The sequence below is a fragment of the Streptomyces sp. NPDC051064 genome (assembly GCF_044455985.1).
GTDB lineage: Bacteria > Actinomycetota > Actinomycetes > Streptomycetales > Streptomycetaceae > Streptomyces.
Map to the genome: position 1 here is coordinate 1,180,918 of NZ_JBITFK010000001.1, position 18,023 is coordinate 1,198,940.

Genomic DNA, 18,023 nt, shown 5'->3' on the forward strand with positions numbered 1-18,023 from the left:
CATTCTGGTGTCAGTGACGTGCGCTTTCATGGGCCGCATGACTGTTCATGATGTTGCTCAAGCTCTTCCTGATATCCCGGCACTGCGGGACCGGTGCCGGTCGATAGCCATGCTGGAGACCGTGCTGAACCCTCACGGTGAACGCTGCTACTCATTCAGTTCGAGCTGCTCGGCGACGGAGGAGGTCGCCTCCATGCGGAGCGGTTCAGGGGACGAGTTCGACGTCATCTTCTCTCCAGCGGGTGCGTACATCCGAGGCTTCGACCACGAGTCGGCAATGAGCCCGTATGTCGGCGACGAACCCTGGCCAGGCGTGGTGGACTCGGTGCCGGAGGTGTTCCGCAGGTACGTCGAGGAGCCGGCCTTCACCGATGGCGGAGTGCCTACGGTCACGGCCTGCCTGTGGCGTGAGGCGGTGAGTGGGCACTGGCAGGCGGGGGAGATCGACTTTCCCGAGAACAGCGCCGACCCTGACGGCTCGGGTTGGATGTTCCGTCTGCTGGTCGCCCCGTCGCCGGAGGAGTTCCAGAGGTTCGCCGAGGACTACTACGAGATCCAGGTGGACCTCGACGCCGTGCGTCACGTGTATGCCCTCCGCCCGCTGACCCAGGAGGTGGTGGCTGCTTTGAACAGCAAGGTTGCCTGGGCGGAAATCAGCGACGCGGCCACCGCGATCGGCTATGCCGTCGCGGTCGGCGCGGCTTCCTGACCTGGACCTGCCCGGACAGGCTCCATGGGTGGGGAGCTCACCTGCCGGAGCTCCTTGAGAGACTTACGGCCATGACCACGAGCGATCACGAAGTGCACAAGTCGCGGGATCGCATCGAAGCCTGGTTCAGGGACCGTCTTCGGACGAGCCCCGTCAGACCGGCCGCGGACGAGAGTCGGCTCCGCGCGGTGGAGGCGGACCTTGCGGTGGCACTTCCCACCGACGTGCACGAGTGGTGGAGCCTGGACCGTGTCAGCGCCGACTACTGGATTCCTGGATCGTTCGCTCCGTTGAGCCTGGAAGAGGCCCTGGAGACCCGAGAGATCTGGTTGCTGATCGCTGAAGAGGAAGAGGCATCCTTCGACGCGAACGGCGAACCGGAAGCGCGGTTCCTGCCGTTGTTCCTGCCGATCGCGATGAGCCCCGGCGGTGACGGACTCATCGTCGACCTGCGCCCCGGCGATTCCCATGGCGCGGTTTTCCGTTGGGACCACGAGACGTGGCTGCTCGGGGTGCCGCTGTGGAGTTCGGTGGGTTCCATGCTCCAGGACATCGCTGCCGCCCTCGAATCGGGGACGCCGGTTCTGCTCCGGCACGCTGCCCTCGGCGGCACCGAGGAGACCTGTGTCGCTGTCGTGGATCACGCCGGTGATCTGGTCTGGGATGCGGCAGAACACTGATTGCGGCTCACACCCTCTCGGTGAGGACGGCACCCTCGAAGGGCGGTGCATGAGCCTTCGGGTGCTGCGGAATCCCGATACCGCACCCGCTCCCGGCCGGCGACTACGAACACCGGCCGGGGACCGGTACCGGACATCGCCACCGGCCGGGCAGGGGCTGCCGCGCCGCCGGGACCCGCCGTGTGGCGCGGGTCACCGGAACTCCCCGGTCCGGCCGGAGAGGTAGGGGGTGTGAGGTGTAATGAACAGGGAGATCGGGAGCGCATGCGTGCACGGATCAGGGCGGGCGACCGCGAGGCGTTCGCCGCGCTCTACGAGGAGTACGCGCGGGCGGTCTACAACCACGCCTACCGGCTGACGGGCGACTGGTCGACGGCCGAGGAGGTGCTGTCCGAGACCTTCCTGGCGGCCTGGCGCACCCGTCACGCCGTCGAACCGGAGGGCGACTCGCTGCGGCCGTGGCTGCTCGGCATCACCACGAACAAGGCGCGCAACGCGAATCGCGGCATCGGGCGACGCCTGGCCTTCCTGGCCCGCCGCCCCGCCCCGGAACCGGTGGCGGACATCGCGGACGCCACGGCAGGGCGTGTCGACGACGCACGGCGGCTCGCCGCGGTCCGGCGGGCGCTGGGCGGGCTCCGCCGCCAGGAACGCGAGGTGCTGGTCCTCTGCGTCTGGTCCGGGCTGGACTACGCCGAGACCGCCGAGGCCCTCGGCATCCCGGTGGGCACCGTGCGGTCGCGGCTGTCCCGTGCCCGTGCCCGGCTGCGCCGGCTCACCGACGAGGAGCTCGGCCGGCCGCCGGACGGGTCCGCGCGGGAGGCGCGATCCGGAGAAGCGGTCCGATCCGGCCGGGAACCCCGCCCCGGCCGCGGAGAGGTAGAGAGCAGGGCCCCGTTCGTGGCCCTGCCCATCCAGGAGGAAGCCCGATGAACGACCGCACCTCCGGCCCCGAACAGGCCGAACTCGAGGAACTGGACCGGCTGTTGCCGGCCCCGGCCGAACGGGACCTGCCCCCGGGCCGCCATCTTCACCACAAGGACACCCTGATGCGTCTGATCGACCAGGACGGCGACCGCGCCACCGCTCGCCCCCGCCCCCGCCTCCTGCGCCCTGCCGTTCTGCTGCCCGCCGCCGGACTGGCCCTGGGCGGGGTGCTGCTGACCACGCTCGCCGTGACCGGCCAGGACGGCGCTCCGCCACCCTCCGCCGCGGGCACCGGCTCCCACGCACCGGCCCCGCGCGGCGCGACCGTACTGCTCGACCGGATCGCGTCGGTCGCCGGGAAGAGCGACGAACAGACGGTCACCGGTGACCAGTTCGTGTACGTCAAGACACTGCAGACCGGAAGCGAGGGGAAATTCGGTGGCCCGTTGAAGCTGGGAAAGCCCCACGAGCGTGAGGTCTGGATGGCGCAGAAGGCGGGACCGGTGATCGATGTCGGCCTGATCCACGAGGAGGGCTCGTACTACCCGATCGAGGTCGGGGTCCCGGACGGCGAGACCCCCGTCGGCGACCCGGCGGGCCTCAACCGGCCGACGTACACGTGGCTGGCCTCGCTGCCCACCGACCCCGACGTCCTGCTCCGGCGGCTCGCCACCGAGATCACCCGGGACCAGGACTCACGCGACACCCCGGCCGAGGATCGTGACCAGGCCCGGGACACCTTCGACACCATGGGTCGACTGCTGCAGGAGACGGTGATGCCGCCGAAGACCGCGGCCGCTCTCTACAAGGCGGCGGCGAAGATCCCCGGCGTGACCGTGGACACCGACGCGGTGGACGCGGCCGGCCGGCACGGGATCGGCGTGGCCCGCGACGACACCCGGGCCGGCTGGCGCACCGCCTGGATCTTCGACCCGACCACCCTGGAGTACCTGGGCGAGCGCACCTACCTCATCCGGGACACCACCATGGGCAAGAAGGGCGCCCTGCTCAGCAAGTCGGCGGTCCTTGAGCGCGGGGTCGTCGACGACCTCCGCGAGAGGCCGTCGGCCGGGAAGCCGTCGACGACCTGATCCCGGCGGGGCCTGCCGGGGCGTGACCACACGCCCCGGCACCGGCCTCTCTCCGCACGACCCCTGTCACGCCCGGTCGCGGGTGGGGTTCAGCCGGAGTGCCGAGACGAGGAAGAACACGCCTCCGGGGAAGGCGTGGCCCGCGAGGTTCACCAGCGTCGGCTCGCCGCTCCCGGCCGTCGGGAAGTCGGCCGGCGCAGGGCACTCGGTCGCGGAGTTGGCCGACTCGGTGCTCGCGACGGTCGACACGCAGGTCGCCGTGGGGCGCTCACCCGACGGGGGGCTGACCGGACCTCGCACCCCACCAGCGCGGGCCCCGCGACGAGCGTCAGTGCGCTGCGAGGTCTGCGAGCAGCTCGGCGGCGGGCTTCGGGTGGACGAGCCAGCGCAGGTGACTCCCCTCGAGTGTCCGGACGTCGAAGGGATTGTCCGGTGTGAGCGCGTCGGCTTCGCGGATCATGCGGTCCTGCACGGCGGGCGGAACACTGGCATCGGCGGCCAGGCGCACATAGGTCCTGGGAATCCGGCCCCAGGTCGCGGCCTGCGCCCGGTCGGCGGACGTACCGGCGTCGAGGTTCTCGTCGGGCTGGAAGATGTTCAGGAAGGTCCGGAACTCGTCATCGGTGAGGTCGGCGGCGAACGCCTGCCTGAACGCGGTGAGCGCCGCCGGGTCGGCGGTGCGGAAATTGACCCGCAGAAGGCCCAGTTCGGCCGGGTTCCCGACGAGCGCGGGAGCCAGGGCTCCCGGGTCGACGTCCGCCATCTCCGGCTGGGCGTAGTAGCCGGCCACGTCCAGATCGACGGGGCACCAGGCGGAGACGTAGACGATCCGGTCGACCAGCTCGGGCCGGGCGTTGGCGACGGCGGTGATGGTGATGCCGCCCCTGCTGTGGGCGACGAGGACGGTGGGGCCGTTCCGCTTGGCACGCTCGAGGGCTTCGATCACTCGGGCGACGTTGTCCGCGAGCGTGACTCCCTTGATGCTCCCCGGTTCCGCGGAGAGGGCGTCCAGGTCCTGAGGGGCCTGGTAGGCCGAGGGGAAGGTCGCCTCGAATCCGTGCCCGGGAAGGTCGACCGCGACCGAGCGATGCCCCAGGAGGGCGAGTTCGGCCTGCAGCGGCGCGAACGAGAACGAATTCGCGAAGGCCCCATGGACAAGGACGAAGGTCGGCAGATTCTGCATGCCTCAGCCTCCAACAGAACGATCTTCGGAGCAATACCCGTACCAGGAACGCCCCCTCGCCCGCCCGAAATGTCGGGCCTTCCAGCATGTGCAACCGGGGGTTGACCATCTCCTCCCGCGCCCCTAAGTTTCTCGCAACCCGCTGGTACATCGATTAACCACCCTGGTCAACGTCCTGGTTGGAGACATCCCGCTGTGCGCTCACCTCTGAGTCGGCGCGGTTTCCTTGCCGCTGGTTCCGGCCTCGCCGCCGCTGCCGCGCTCCCCGCAACGTCCGGCTGCTCCACGCTCGCCTCGGCCGATTCCGACCCCGGCTCCCTACTCGTCCACACCCAGCTCGGGACCACCGCGCCGGGCTCCGCCACGTACACCGCCGTCGTCAAGGCCTTCGAGAAGGAGAACCCGGGCATCCGGGTCAAGAACCTCGTCAACGGCGACGACCTCCCCCAGGTCTACGAGACCTCACGGCTGGCCCGTAAGGAGCCGGACGTGGTCATGGTCAACCTGTACGACAAGACGCTGGCCTGGACCGACGTCGGTGCCACCGTCGACGTCAAGGGCTACCTCGACGACTGGGGGCTGCGCGACCGCGTCCTGCCCGCCGCCCTGACGGAGTGGACCGACGACAAGGGCAGGCTCCGCGCCTTCCCGTACTTCGCCACCAACTGGCCCGTCGCCTTCAACACCCACCTGCTCGACCGGGCCGGCGTCGGCTCCGTCCCCACCACCGGGGACCAGCTCATCGGCGCAGCACGGAAGTTGCGCGCCAAGGGCATCGCCCCTGTCACCGTCGGCGGCAACGACTGGACGGGGCAGAAGCTGCTCGCCCAGATCATCCAGACCTTCCTCACCCCCGAGGAGGCCAGGCAGGTCTACACGACCGGCGACTTCAGCGGCAGCCGGGGAGCCCGCGCGGGCATCGACTACTTCGTGACCCTGCGGGACGCCGGTGTCTTCGCCGACAAGGCGCAGGGGCTGACCTCCGACACGATGACCACGCAGTACAGCACGGAGGCGGCGGCCATCCAGTCCGCCATGTCCTCCGCGCTGGCGAAGGTCCCGGCGAAGGCGGCCGGGCACACCGAGATCGGCGGCTGGCCGCTGGCGCCGGGTGCCGCCCACGAGAAGCCGACCATCCTGCGCTCGTACACCCTCATCGGCTTCTGGATCAGCCCCAACGGGGTCAAGAAGCTGTCCTCCGTCGAGAAGTTCCTCAGCTTCATGTACCGCCCCGACGTGGTGTCGCGCTTCATCACCGAGAGCGGGCGGGACATGGCGCTCGTGACCGACACCGTCAGCAAGGACTTCCCGCTGGTGGCCGAGGCCCAGCAGCTCGGCGAGCGGGTCGGTCAGGTGCTCCTCCCCGACCTGTACGTCCCCCCGACCGCCACCCAGCCGCTGATCACCGCGACCAGCACCGCATTCACCCGGGGGACGAGCGCGGCCTCCGTGCGCTCCGCCCTGGAATCCGCCTACCGCACGGCCTGATCCGCGCGCCCGAGCCCTTGCGAGTCCTCCCATGACGATGCTCTCGTCCGCCCCGGGCGGCGCCTCGGTCCGCGGACCGGTCCCTTCCCCGCCGTCCGCCCCCACCACGAAGCGCCGCACGCAGGGCGGGGTCGTCCTCGCCGTGCCCGCGCTGGTCTGGTACCTGGTCTTCATGGTCGGCCCGCTGGTCGCCATCTTCGTCATCGCCGCCCTGCACTGGCCCGGCATGCTCCAGCCGGTCTCCTTCGCCGGTACCGGCAACGTCAGCGCGGTCCTGGACGACCCGGTCTTCTGGGACGCGGTACGCAACACCGCCGTGCAGCTCGCCGTGGCCGTGCCCCTGATGATCGTCGGGGCGTACATGCTCGGGTACTACGTCGCGCAGAAGCCGCCGGGCCACCGCGTCCTGCGCTATCTGCTCTTCATCCCCGGGCTGATCTCCACCCCCGCCAAGGCGATGGTCTTCTACGCGGTCCTGTCCCCGGACGGCCTGCTCAACGGCGCCTTGGACAAGGCGGGTCTCGGCTCGCTGACCGACGCCTGGCTCGCCTCGCCGTCCACCGCGCTCGGCTCCCTCGTCCTCCTCGACGTGTGGAGCGGCATCGGGTTCACCGCCGTGCTGTTCGCGGCCAGGCTCGGCAGCGTCCCGGACGAGATCGGTGAGGCCGCGCAGCTCGACGGCGCCGGGCACTGGCGGGCCATGTGGCGTATCCACTTCCCCGTCATACGTGACTTCGTGGGCGTCGTGACGATGCTCCAGTTCCTCTGGACGCTGTTCGGCTCCGCGCAGAACGTGCTGCTGCTCACCCAGGGCGGGCCGGGAAGCTCGTCTACGACGTTGTCCTTCCTCGTCTACCAGAAGGCGTTCATCGCGGCCGACCTCGGCTACAGCCAGACCGTCGGTGTGGTCCTCTTCCTGGTCGGCCTGGCCGGGCTGCTGACCATCCGCCGCGTCTTCCGCCAGAACTACTGATCGGAGCTGGTCCCATGAAGTTCGGAAGGTCCTGGCTGCCGGCGCACATCTTCGCGTGGCTGTACGTGGTGCTGCTGGTCGTCCCCCTCTACTACCTGCTGGTCTCGGCGTTCAAGACGAACGACCAGATCTTCGGGAGCCCGTTCTCCCTCCCCACCTCCCTCTCCACCGCGAACTTCACCGAGTCGTTCTCCTCGGCGCACCTCGGGCCGGCGATCCTCAACTCGATGCTCGTGACCGTGCTGGCGCTGCTGCTCACCCTCGCCCTCGCGATACCGGCCGCCTTCGCCATCGCCCGTGCGGAAGGGCGGCTCGGGGCCCTGGTCGAGCGGGTGTTCTCGCTGGGCTTCCTGATCCCCACGTTCGCCGCGCTCTTCCCGACGTTCCTGCTGGCCGCCGCCACCGGGCTGTTCCACACCCGCGCGTTCATGGTGCTGTTCCTGCCGGCCACGGCGATGCCGCTCTCCGTCGTCATCCTGGTGCAGTTCATGCGGACCATCCCGCGCGAGATGGAGGAGGCGGCGCGCATGGACGGCGCGTCCACCTTCGCCGTCCTGCGGCACGTCCACACACCGATGTGCATGCCGGGGATCGCGACGATCCTGCTGCTGAACTTCCTGACCTTCTGGAACGAGTACCTCTACTCGCTCGTCATCATCGGCCCCGACCCGGACCTGCGGACCGTGCAGGTCGCCCTGCCCACGCTCAAGTCCCTGACGGGCACGGACTACGGCATTCTTACGGCGGGCACGGTGCTGACCCTGGTCCCGGTCTGGGTGGTCTACACCGTGCTCCAGAAGCGGATGCAGCAGGCCCTCGTCAGCGGAGCGGTGAAAATGTGAGCAAGCCTCTCGAAGGGCGTACCGCCGTACGTCCCACCATCAAGGCCGTGGCCGCCGCGGCGGGTGTGTCCACCGCCGCGGTCTCCCAGGCCGTCAACGGCACCGGCCGGATCTCGGAGGCCACCCGCCGCCGGGTCCTGGACGCGGCCACCGAACTGGGCTGGTCCCCCAGCGCCTCCGCGACGGCGCTGCGCCGGGCCCGCACCCGTACGATCGCGCTCGTCGTCCGGCGGCCCACGGATGTGCTGGGCTCCGACCCGCACTTCAGTGAGCTGATCACCGGTCTGGAGGGCGAGCTCGCGCCGCGCGGTTACGGTCTGCTGCTGCACCTGGTCGCCGACATGGCCCAGGAGAACGCGCTGTACGAACGGCTCGTCGCGGAGGGCCGTATAGACGGCGCGGTGCTGACCGACGCCCGTGCCGACGACCCGCGCCCGGTCCTGCTGCGGGGCCTCGGGCTGCCCGCCGTCCTGCTGGGCGCCCCCGACGCCGGATCGCCCGTGCCCCGGGTAGGGCTCGGGCAGCAGGGCGCGGGCGTGAAGGAGGCCGTGGCCCATCTGCTGGAGCTCGGCCACCGCCGCGTCGCCTACGTCGCGGGCCCGGCCGAACTGCTGCACACCCGGCTGCGGTTGCACGCCTTCGAGGAGGCACTCGCCGAGGCGGGGCTGGCGCCCGTCGCCGTACGGCACAGCGACTTCACCGAGCAGGCCGCCGTCGACGTCACCGAAGAACTGCTCGCCCTGCCCGACCGGCCGACGGCCCTCGTGTTCCCCAACGACTCCATGGCCGTCTGCGGCATCGGCACGGCCCAGCGCGCCGGGCTCCGGGTGCCCGGCGACCTGTCGGTGGTCGGCTACGACAACCTCGCGCTCGGCCGCTGGGTCCACCCCCGGCTCACGACCGTCGACCAGCAGGTGCAGCGCGTCGGTGCCGCCGCCGCCCGGACCCTGCTCGCCGGGTGCGGGGAGGACGTGCCCCCGCCGGAGCTCGACGGCAGGCCCCGGCTGGTCGTACGGGAATCGACCGGCCCGCTGACACCCCCGACCTGAACCGCCGCACCACCCCGGCGCCCCCCCGCACATCGAAGAGGACCCAGAAACACCATGCGACGCCACAGCGCCCAGCTCACCCACGACTCCGCCGTCCTCCCGTGGCTCGGCGCCAACTTCTGGTCCCGCACCGGCGGCCCGCTGATGTGGCGGAACTACGAGCCGAAGACGGTCCGCGAGGAGCTGGCCGTGCTCCGGGAGCACGGCCTGAACATGACCCGGTCGTTCTTCTACTGGCCCGACTTCCACCCGGAGCCCGGACGGATCGACGAGGCACTCTGCGACCGCTTCCGGGACTTCCTGGACGCCCACCACGAGCTGGGCATGGGCACGGTCCCCACGTTCGTCGTCGGCCACATGTCGGGCGAGAACTGGGACCCGGCGTGGCGTGGTGACCGGGATCTGTACGAGGACGTGTGGCTCGTCGGCCGGCAGGCGTGGTTCGTCTCGCAGATGACCCGCCGCTTCAAGGACCACCCGGCGGTCACCGGCTGGCTGATCACCAACGAGATGCCGGGCTACGGCCGGATCTACCAGGTCGACCCGCCGTCGAGCGATGTCGTCACCGCCTGGGCACAGTTCATGTGCGACGCGGTGCGCGCGGCGGGCGGCACCCAGCCGGTGTCGCTCGGCGACGGCGCCTGGGGCATCGAGGTGACGGGCCGCGACAACGGTTTCTCGCTGCGGGAGACCGCCGAGTACGTCGACTTCGTCGGGCCGCACGTCTACCGCTCCGACACGGACCGGCCGCGCCAGCACTACCGGGCCGCGTTCGAGTGCGAGCTCGCCGCCGTCACCGGTCAGCCGGTCGTCCTGGAGGAGTTCGGGCTCTCCACGGACACGGTCTCGGCCGCGAACGCCGGGATCTTCTACCGGCAGACGCTGCACAACTCGCTGCTGGGCGGGGCCACCGGCTGGATGGCCTGGAACAACACGGACTACGACGACCTGTGGGAGCAGTCGCCGTACGACCACCACCCCTTCGAGATGCACTTCGGGATCACCGACAGCGCCGGGCGTCCGAAGGAGCCGCTGCGTGAACTGGCCGCTTTCGCGAAGGTCCTGGAGCAGGTCGACTTCCCGCGCTGCCGCCGTACGGACGCGGACGCGGCTCTCGTCGTGCCGGCCTTCCTGGAGCGCGGCTACCCCTACAGCCGGCCCGCCGACCGCCCGCTGATCTTCACCTCGCTGCACCAGGGTTACGTGGCGGCGCGCGGCGCGGACCTGCCGGTGGCGTTGGCCCGGGAGGCCGACGGGCTGCCGGACGACGCCTCGCTGTATCTGCTGCCGTCGACCCGCCAGCTGACCACCCGCACCCGCCGCGCGCTGGAGCGCAGGGCGAGGGAGGGGGCCACGGTCTACCTGTCGTTCTGCTCGGGTGAGTACCCGACGACGCGCGGCCCGTGGTTCCACGACCTCGACGGGCTGTTCGGCGTGGAGCTCCAGCTGTCCTACGGGGTCGCCGAGCCGATCGAGGACGACGTCCTGGAGATGACGTTCACCGAGGACTTCGGCTCGATAGCCGCCGGCGAGGTGCTGACCTTCCCGGTCGCGGGCAACGAGGACAGCCGCGCCTATCTGCCGGTCGTCCCGGACGGCGCGCGGGTGGTCGCCACCGACGCGCACGGCCGCCCGGCGCTCCTGCGCCACGAGACGGGCGCGGGCCGCACCGTCCTGGCCACGTATCCGCTGGAGCACATGGCCGCCCGTACGGCCCGTGCCAACCCCGAGCAGACCCACCGGCTGTACGCGGCGCTCGCCGAACTGGCCGGTGCGGCGCGCCCCGTGACGGTGGGCACCCCGTACGTCAGCGCCGACACGCTGGTCCGCGAGGACGGCACGCGCTTCGTGTGGCTGGTGAGCCAGTCCGGCGAGGAGCTGACCGTGCGCCCGTCGGCGGACGGGGAGCTGCGCGAGCTGACCGGCGGGGACCCGGTGCGGGACGTGACCCTCGCCCCGTACGGCGTGCGCGTCCTCGAACTGCGCTGACCGCCCGACCCCTGAGGAGCCGCCCGATGTCCGAGCCTCTGTTCCGCGACCCCGAGGCGCGCGTCGCCGACCGGGTGCGCGATCTCCTGTCGCGGATGACGCTCACCGAGAAGGTGGGCCAGGTCAACCAGCGGATGTACGGATGGGACGCGTACGAGCGCACGCCGTCCGGCCACCGGCTGACGGACGCGTTCCGTGCGGAGGTGGCGGCCTACGACGGGATGGGCGCGCTGTACGGACTCCAGCGCGCCGACCCCTGGTCCGGTGTGACGGCGGAGACGGGGATCGGCGCCGCGGACGGGGCACGGGTCTCGGACGCCGTGCAGCGGCACGTCGTCGGGACCACCAGGCTCGGCATCCCGGTGCTGCTGGTCGAGGAGATGCCGCACGGCATCCAGGCGCTGGACGGGACGGTGCTGCCGGTGAACCTGGCCGTCGGCGCCACCTGGAATCCGGAGCTGTACGAGGAGGCGGCGGCCCTCGCCGCCGGGCAGCTCCGGGCCCGTGGCGGCCATGTGGCGCTGGTGTCCGCGCTCGACCTGGTGCGGGATCCGCGCTGGGGCCGCGCGGAGGAGTGCTTCGGGGAGGACCCGTATCTGGCGGCGCGCTTCACCGAGGCGCTGGTGCGCGGGGTGCAGGGGCCGGCCGGGGACCGCATCGGGCGGGACCGGGCGGCCGTCGTGCTCAAGCACTTCGCCGGGCAGGGGGCCACGGTCGGCGGCCGCAACAGCGCGGCCACCGAGCTGGGCGCGCGGGAACTGCACGAGATCCATCTCGTGGCGGCTCTCGCGGGCGTACGGGCCGGAGCCGCGGGGCTCATGGCGGCGTACAACGAGTTCGACGGCGTCCCGTGTGCGGCGAGCCGCCACCTGCTGACCGGGATCCTCCGGGAGCGGTGGGGCTTCGGCGGCCTGGTGATGGCCGACGGGCTCGCGATCGACCGCCTGGTGCGGATGGCGGGTGATCCGGCGGCGGCCGGTGCGATGGCGCTGCGGGCCGGGACCGACCTGAGCCTGTGGGACGACTGCTACCCCCGGCTGGCGGAGGCGGTCCGGCGCGGGCTGGTCGACGAGGCCACGCTCGACACGGCGGTCGGGCGCGTCCTGGCGCTGAAGTTCCGCCTCGGCCTCTTCGAGGATCCGTACACCGGCCCCCGGGTGACGGACCGCGCGCGCGTGGAGGGGCTGAGTGAGCGCGTCGCCCGCGAGTCCGTGACTCTCCTCGAACACGACGGGGTGACACTGCCGCTGGCCGGCCGGCCCGTCGGGACCGTCGCGGTCATCGGTCCGAACGCCGACTCCGTGCCGCAGCAGACCGGGGACTACACCGCGCCGCAACGGCCCGGCACGGGCAGCAGCGTGCTCGCGGGGCTCCGGGCCGCGGCGCCCGCGGGCACGGACGTCACGTACGCCCGGGGCTGCGGCCTCATCGGCGGCGACCGGTCGGAGCTGCCCGGGGCGGTGGCGCTCGCCTCCGCCGCCGATGTGGCGGTGCTGGTCCTCGGCGGGTCGAGCGCGCGCGAGTCCGGGACGCGCTTCGACGCGAACGGGGCGGCCGTCGTCGCCTCCGGGAATCCGGTGGAGATGACGTGCGGCGAGGGCGTCGACCTGGCCGAACTCGCCTTGCCTGAAGGCCAGTCGGCGCTGCTGGACGCGGTCTCCGCGACGGGCACCCCGGTGGTCGTGGTGCTGGTCCAGGGCCGGCCGCACGCCCTGCCCGACCTCACCGGCAGGGCGGCGGCGGTGCTGAGCGCCTGGTATCCGGGCCCATGGGGCGGAAGGGCCGTCGCGGACGTACTGTTCGGCCGGTCGGGCCCCCAGGGGCGGCTGCCGGTCTCGGTTCCCCGCTCGGCGGCCCAGCTCCCCGTGTTCTACAACGGGAAGGACCACGGCTACCGGGGTTACGTCGACCAGCCCGCGACCGCTCGTCACGCGTTCGGCCACGGGCTGTCCTACACGACGGTCGAATACGGCGCGCCCCGGCTGTCCGTGCCGTCCCTGCCGGCGGACCGGTTCGACGGGCCGGCACCGCTGAGCTGCACGGTCCGACTCACCAACACGGGCGCCCGGCCGGTGCGGGAGACCGTCCAGCTCTACGTGCGCCGGGTGCTCGGCGGGACGTCGTGGCCGCGGGTACGCGAACTGCGGGGCTTCGTCCGGGTGGAGCTGGCGCCGGGCGAGAGCACCGAGGCCGTCTTCCCGGTGGACGCGGCGGTCCTCGCCTCGTTCACGTACGCGGGGGAATGGGCCGTGGAGCCGGGCGCGTTCGCGATCGGGACGGGGCCGTCCTCACAGCTCACCCAGGACGTCCGGCTCACGGTGACGGCGGCGCCCACCGGACGGGGTACCGGGCGCCGATGACGGCGTACGCTCCGCAAGGCCCGGCAGCCCTCCCCGCCCTTTCAGACCGTCCCGGGCTCCGCCTGCACGGTCCTTGCCGTGCCCGGCGCCGCCTCCGGCGCGGGGGCCGCGGCTCCCTTCGCCGTACGGACACGAGGGCGGTCGTTGCGCCCGCCGCCCCGCACCAGCAGCACGCTCACCGCGGCCAGGAAGCCGACGACGGTGAGGCCGACCAGGCCGCCCTTCGTCGAACCGGTCGTGTCCTCGATGATCCCGAAGGCGGTGGGGGCGACGAACCCTCCGAGGTTGCCGATGGAGTTGATCAGCGCGATGCCGGGGGCGGCGGCCCGGGCGTCGAGGTAGCTCTGCGGGATCGTCCAGAAGACCGGTGAGGCGGGCTTGAAGCCCACTGCCGCCAGGCAGAGCGCACCCAGGCCCACCCAGGGTGAGACGAAGACAGCGAGCAGTGTGCCGCAGCCGCCGATGAGGAGAAGGACCACCAGGACCGGCCGCCGTTTGCCGATACGGTCCGAGATCCGCCCGCTGACGTACACGGCGAGGATCGCGCAGATCCAGGGCACGGACGTCAGCAGTCCGACCTGGAGGTCGTTCAGGCCGCCGATGTCGTCGACGATCGACGGCAGCCAGAACGTCACCGCGTACAGGGCGACGTTGATCGCGAAGTAGATCCACAGGAAGAGCAGCATCTGGGGGTCGGCGAGCAGCTTCCAGCGGGAGACCCGGGCCTTGGTGCCGCGCTGTGCGTCCCGCGCGTCCTGTTCGGCGTCGATGGTGGCGACGAGGCCGGCCTTCTCCTCGTCCGTCAGCCAGGTCGCCTTCTCGATGCTGGAGTCGAGGAAGCGGTAGACGACGAAGCCGAGGACCACGGAGAAGACGCCCTCGACGAAGAACATCCACTGCCACCCGGAGTGGCCCCAGAGTCCGTGCATCTCCAGCAGCGCCCCCGAGATGGGACCGACGATGACGGTCGCCGTGCCGGAGCCCATCAGGAACACGGAGGTGGCCCGGCCGCGGTGGGAATCGGGCAGCCAGCGGCTGAAGTAGTAGATGACGGCCGGGAAGAAGCCGGCCTCGGCGACGCCGAGCAGGAAGCGCAGGGCGTAGAACATGCCCGGGCTGTTGACGAAGGCCATCGCGGTGGCCACGACGCCCCAGCTGATCATGATGCGGGTGAGCCACACCTTGGCCCCGAACCGTTCCATCATCATGTTCGAGGGGACCTCGAAGATGGCGTAGGCGATGAAGAAGATCCCTGCGCCGAGTCCGAACGCGGCGGCGGACAGCCCGACGTCGGCGCGGAGCTGGTCCTGGGCGAAGCCGAGGTTGACGCGGTCCATGTAGTTCGCGACGAACATCACGAAGAAGAGGGGGACCACGCGGCGGAAGATCTTGTGGATCGCGGACCGGACGACGGCCGGGTGCTGGACCTGGGGGGTGGGGGGAACTGCGGACACGAGCGGCACTCCTTTGTGCGGCCGGGCCACCGCCGCTCTCGCGGCGGTGGCTGCTCGCCGTCGGTGCGGTGGGGCGAGGAGTCGGGGAACGGTTACCAGCGCGGCACGGACGGGGCGACCCACTGCGGGTCGGTGACGCGCATCGCGGCCGCGTCGTCGCGGTCCTTGTACGTGCCGTCGTCGTCGAGCCACCGCTGGTGGAGGAACGCGAGCTTGTCCCGGTCGAGTTCGACTCCGAGGCCGGGTGCGTCGGAGACGGCGACCTTCCCGGCGTCGAAGGTGAGCCGCTCGGTGAGGACGTCCTCGGACTGCCAGGGGTAGTGGGAGTCGCAGGCGTGGTGGAGGTCGGGGACTGTGGCGGCCACATGGGTCATGGCGGCGAGGCTGATGCCGAGGTGGGTGTTGGAGTGCATGGACACTCCGACGCCGAACGCGCGGCAGATGGCGGCCAGTTGCTGGGTGTTACGCAGGCCGCCCCAGTAGTGGTGATCGGAGAGGACGACCTGGACGGCGCCTTGGGTGAACGCCTCCTTGATCTCGTCGAACGTCGTCACGCACATGTTGGTGGCGAGCGGTACGCCGGATTTCGCGGCGACCTCGGCCATGGCGGGGACGCCGGTCGCCGGGTCCTCCAGGTACTCCAGGACGTCCCGGAGCTCCTCGGCCACCTCCAGGGAGGTCTCCACCGACCAGGCCCCGTTGGGGTCCAGCCGCAGCGGATGGCCGGGGAACGCGGCGGCGAGGGCCTTGACCGCGGCGATCTCCTCGGCCGGGGGGAAGACGCCGCCCTTGAGCTTGAAGGAGGTGAAGCCGTACCGCTCGGTGAAGGTGCGGGCCTGCTCGACGATCCCGGCGGGATCGACGGCGGCGCCCCACCCGTCCTCCTCGCCGGACCGCTCGCCGGACGGACCTGCCGGATGAGCGGCGCACTTGTAGAAGAGGTACGCGCTGTACTCGACGGCGTCCCGCACCTTGCCGCCGAGCAGCGCGTGCACGGGCAGGCCGAGCGCCTTGCCGAGGGCGTCGAGGCAGGCGACCTCGAAGGCGGAGACCACGGACAGGCGCAGTTTGTCGGCGGTCTGGACGCCGCGCAGCCCGCCGACGTCGACCTGGCCGGTGACCCGGGCGGCGTCGACGGCGACCTCGTCGGCCGCACCGAACAGGCCGTTGAGGTCGCTGACCTGGTGGCCGATCAGCTGCTCGGCGAGGGGCCGGGCCAGCTCCAGGTACTTGGTGTCGCCGTAGGTCTCGCCGAGGCCCGTGGTCCCGTCGGCCGTGACCACCTCCACGATCAGGCGCGGGGTGTACGGCTGGTGGACGCCCGCGGTGTTCAGCAGCGGCGGGTCGGCGACCAGGATCGGGGTCAGCGTCACGTCCGTGATGGTCAGGTCGCGGGTCACAGGGAGGCTCCTACGAGGTCGAGTCCGGTGGAGAGCAGGGCCTTGAGCTCGGCCAGGTCGGCGGCCGAGGGGTCGGTGAGCGGGGCGCGCACGGGTCCGACCGCCCGGCCGCGCAGCCGGGCGCCGGCCTTCACCAGCGACACGGCGTATCCGGGGACGCGGTCACGGAGCTCGACGAGCGGCACGTAGAAGTCGCGCAGCAGTTTGTCGACGGTGCCGGAGTCGCCGTCGCGCAGGGCGGCGAAGAAGGCGTTCGCGATCTCGGGGGCGAAGGCGTGGACGGCGGAGGAGTAGGCGGGGACGCCGACGGTGGCGTAGGCGCGGGCCTGGATCTCGGCGGTGGCGGCGCCGTTGAAGAACAGGAAGCCGTCGGGGGCGGCGAGGGTCAGGCGCTGGAGGCGGTCGAGGTCGCTGTGGCCGTCCTTGACGCCGATGACGCCCGGGATACGGGCGATACGGCGGAGCGAGTCGGCGGTGTAGGTGACCTGGCCGCGCTGGTAGGCGATGAGCGGGAGCCGGGTGCGGGCGGCGATGTGCTGGAGCTGGGCGACCAGCCCGTCCTGCGGGGCGGCGGTGAGGTAGTGCGGCAGGACGAGGAGCGCGTCGGCTCCGGCTTCCTCGGCCACGCGGGCGAACCGGACGGCCTGCGCCCAGCCGTAGCCGGTGCCGGCGACGACCGGGAGGCGGCCGGCCGCCTCCTCGACGGTGATCGTGACGGCCTGCCGGTACTCGTCCTCGTCCAGTGAGAAGAACTCACCGGTGCCGCAGGCGGGGAAGACGGCCCCGGGGGCGGTGGCGAGCTGCTCTGCCACGTAGTCGCGGTAGCCGTCCGGGTCGAAGGATCCGTCCTGGTGGAAGCTGGTCAGCGGGAAGGAGAGCACACCGCCCGCCATCCCGTTCCGCAGCCGTCGTGCCACGGCCTCCGCGGTCTCCGTGCCGGTGTCGAGGCTCACGCCATCTCCCCATGTAGACGTCATCCATGTATGAGGATGGAGATTAGGGAGGTGGACCTCAGGGCGTCAATGGGTGTGCATCGCCCTTCTCCGAGCCCGATTACGATCGGCGCATGCCTGACACAAAGGGAGAGGCGGGCGGCGTCCGCGAGGTGAAGTCCGCGGCACGCACGGTCGAGTTGCTGGAGGTCCTGGCGGCACGCGGCGACCGTCCGGCGCGGCTCCAGGAGCTGGCGGACGAGCTGGGAGTGCCGCGCAGCTCGATGTACGCGCTCCTCCAGACGCTGATCTCACGCGGCTGGGTCCGCACGGACCTGACCGGCTCCCTGTACGGCATCGGCATCCACGCCCTGCTCACCGGCACCAGCTACCTGGATTCCGATCCCCGGCTGAGGGCGGTGCGGCCGTATCTCGACGAGGCCTCCGAGGCGCTGGGCGAGACGATCCACATGGGCCGGCTGGACGGGCGGGACGTGACTTATCTCGCGACCCGGGAGTCGCACGAGTACCTGCGGACGATCAGCCGCGTCGGACGGCGTCTGCCGGCGCACGTGGGCGCACTGGGCAAGGCGTTGCTGGCCGAGCGGCCGGACGAGGAACTGCCCGAGGGGCCCTACGAGGCGCTGACGCCGAACACCCACACCGACCGGGGCACCCTGGTGGCCGACCTCGCGGAGATCCGGACGCGCGGTCACGCGGTGGACCGGGAGGAGGGCGTATCCGGGCTCGTCGGCTTCGGGTTCGCCCTGCGGTACGACAACCCGCCGCAGGACGCCGTCAGTTGCTCGGTACCCGTGGCCCGGCTGACACCGGAGCACGAGGAGCGGATCGTGGCGGTGATGCGGGAGATCCGGGCGAAGATGGAAGCGGCGGTTCCCACCGGGAGCGGAGCGGCGCACTGGCGCTGACGCCCACCGGCCCGGTG

The 18,023-nt window shown here is 71.5% G+C and carries 16 protein-coding genes; 11 read left to right on the forward strand and 5 right to left on the reverse strand.

Annotated features, from left to right (window positions below):
* Positions 1 to 28 precede the first annotated feature (28 nt).
* The 4 genes from ACIBCU_RS05440 (at position 29) to ACIBCU_RS05455 (ending at position 3,407) form a co-directional block, all read left to right on the forward strand.
* The gene (locus ACIBCU_RS05440) at positions 29 to 709 is read left to right on the forward strand and encodes a hypothetical protein (RefSeq protein ID WP_399229399.1); all 681 of its coding nucleotides are present in this window, start codon (positions 29 to 31) and stop codon (positions 707 to 709) included.
* Between the two features lie 71 nt (positions 710 to 780).
* Entirely contained in the window at positions 781 to 1,389 is a 609-nt protein-coding gene (locus ACIBCU_RS05445) for an SMI1/KNR4 family protein (RefSeq protein ID WP_399229401.1), read from the forward strand.
* 264 nt (positions 1,390 to 1,653) lie between these two features.
* Entirely contained in the window at positions 1,654 to 2,322 is a 669-nt protein-coding gene (locus ACIBCU_RS05450) for an RNA polymerase sigma factor (protein ID WP_399229403.1), read from the forward strand.
* Positions 2,319 to 3,407, forward strand: coding sequence for a CU044_5270 family protein (locus ACIBCU_RS05455; protein WP_399229405.1), 1,089 nt, complete (start codon positions 2,319 to 2,321; stop codon positions 3,405 to 3,407). The genes ACIBCU_RS05450 and ACIBCU_RS05455 overlap by 4 nt, the downstream gene beginning before the upstream one ends.
* 66 nt (positions 3,408 to 3,473) lie before the next feature.
* Here the strand turns inward: ACIBCU_RS05455 and ACIBCU_RS05460 are convergent, their stop codons facing one another.
* Positions 3,474 to 3,656 carry a hypothetical protein gene (locus ACIBCU_RS05460; protein WP_362927081.1) on the reverse strand — a complete coding sequence of 61 codons (183 nt, stop codon included), beginning with the start codon at positions 3,654 to 3,656 and terminating at the stop codon, positions 3,474 to 3,476.
* A gap of 79 nt (positions 3,657 to 3,735) precedes the next feature.
* Entirely contained in the window at positions 3,736 to 4,590 is an 855-nt protein-coding gene (locus ACIBCU_RS05465; RefSeq protein ID WP_399229407.1) for an alpha/beta fold hydrolase, read from the reverse strand.
* 195 nt (positions 4,591 to 4,785) lie between these two features.
* On the opposite strand from ACIBCU_RS05465, the gene ACIBCU_RS05470 reads away from it, so the two are divergent.
* From ACIBCU_RS05470 to ACIBCU_RS05495, 6 genes are read left to right on the forward strand one after another with little or no spacing between them, the layout of a single operon-like run.
* A complete protein-coding gene (locus tag ACIBCU_RS05470) occupies positions 4,786 to 6,078 on the forward strand; it encodes an ABC transporter substrate-binding protein (protein WP_399229409.1) in 1,293 nt (430 codons plus the stop codon).
* Positions 6,079 to 6,109: 31 nt separating this feature from the next.
* The gene (locus tag ACIBCU_RS05475) at positions 6,110 to 7,051 is read left to right on the forward strand and encodes a carbohydrate ABC transporter permease (protein ID WP_399229411.1); all 942 of its coding nucleotides are present in this window, start codon (positions 6,110 to 6,112) and stop codon (positions 7,049 to 7,051) included.
* Positions 7,052 to 7,065: 14 nt separating this feature from the next.
* A complete protein-coding gene (locus ACIBCU_RS05480) occupies positions 7,066 to 7,893 on the forward strand; it encodes a carbohydrate ABC transporter permease (RefSeq protein ID WP_362926713.1) in 828 nt (275 codons plus the stop codon).
* Positions 7,890 to 8,942: a LacI family DNA-binding transcriptional regulator gene (locus tag ACIBCU_RS05485; protein WP_399229415.1), complete on the forward strand. Its 1,053-nt coding sequence runs from the start codon at positions 7,890 to 7,892 to the stop codon at positions 8,940 to 8,942. The genes ACIBCU_RS05480 and ACIBCU_RS05485 overlap by 4 nt, the downstream gene beginning before the upstream one ends.
* 54 nt (positions 8,943 to 8,996) lie before the next feature.
* Entirely contained in the window at positions 8,997 to 10,931 is a 1,935-nt protein-coding gene (locus ACIBCU_RS05490) for a cellulase family glycosylhydrolase (protein ID WP_399229417.1), read from the forward strand.
* 26 nt (positions 10,932 to 10,957) lie between these two features.
* Complete coding sequence (locus tag ACIBCU_RS05495; protein WP_399229419.1) at positions 10,958 to 13,291, forward strand: glycoside hydrolase family 3 N-terminal domain-containing protein; 2,334 nt, start codon at positions 10,958 to 10,960, stop codon at positions 13,289 to 13,291.
* A gap of 41 nt (positions 13,292 to 13,332) precedes the next feature.
* Here ACIBCU_RS05495 and ACIBCU_RS05500 read toward each other — a convergent pair whose 3' ends face one another.
* The 3 genes from ACIBCU_RS05500 to ACIBCU_RS05510 form a co-directional block, all read right to left on the reverse strand.
* Positions 13,333 to 14,667: an MFS transporter gene (locus ACIBCU_RS05500; RefSeq protein ID WP_399229738.1), complete on the reverse strand. Its 1,335-nt coding sequence runs from the start codon at positions 14,665 to 14,667 to the stop codon at positions 13,333 to 13,335.
* Between the two features lie 170 nt (positions 14,668 to 14,837).
* Positions 14,838 to 16,145 (reverse strand): glucarate dehydratase family protein, encoded by a 1,308-nt coding sequence (locus tag ACIBCU_RS05505; RefSeq protein WP_399229421.1) that lies wholly within the window; start codon positions 16,143 to 16,145, stop codon positions 14,838 to 14,840.
* A complete protein-coding gene (locus ACIBCU_RS05510) occupies positions 16,142 to 17,122 on the reverse strand; it encodes a 5-dehydro-4-deoxyglucarate dehydratase (protein WP_399229423.1) in 981 nt (326 codons plus the stop codon). Before ACIBCU_RS05510 ends, ACIBCU_RS05505 begins: the two co-directional genes overlap by 4 nt.
* An 89-nt stretch (positions 17,123 to 17,211) precedes the next feature.
* On the opposite strand from ACIBCU_RS05510, the gene ACIBCU_RS05515 reads away from it, so the two are divergent.
* Complete coding sequence (locus ACIBCU_RS05515) at positions 17,212 to 18,006, forward strand: IclR family transcriptional regulator (protein WP_399229426.1); 795 nt, start codon at positions 17,212 to 17,214, stop codon at positions 18,004 to 18,006.
* The last annotated feature ends 17 nt before the right edge of the window (positions 18,007 to 18,023 follow it).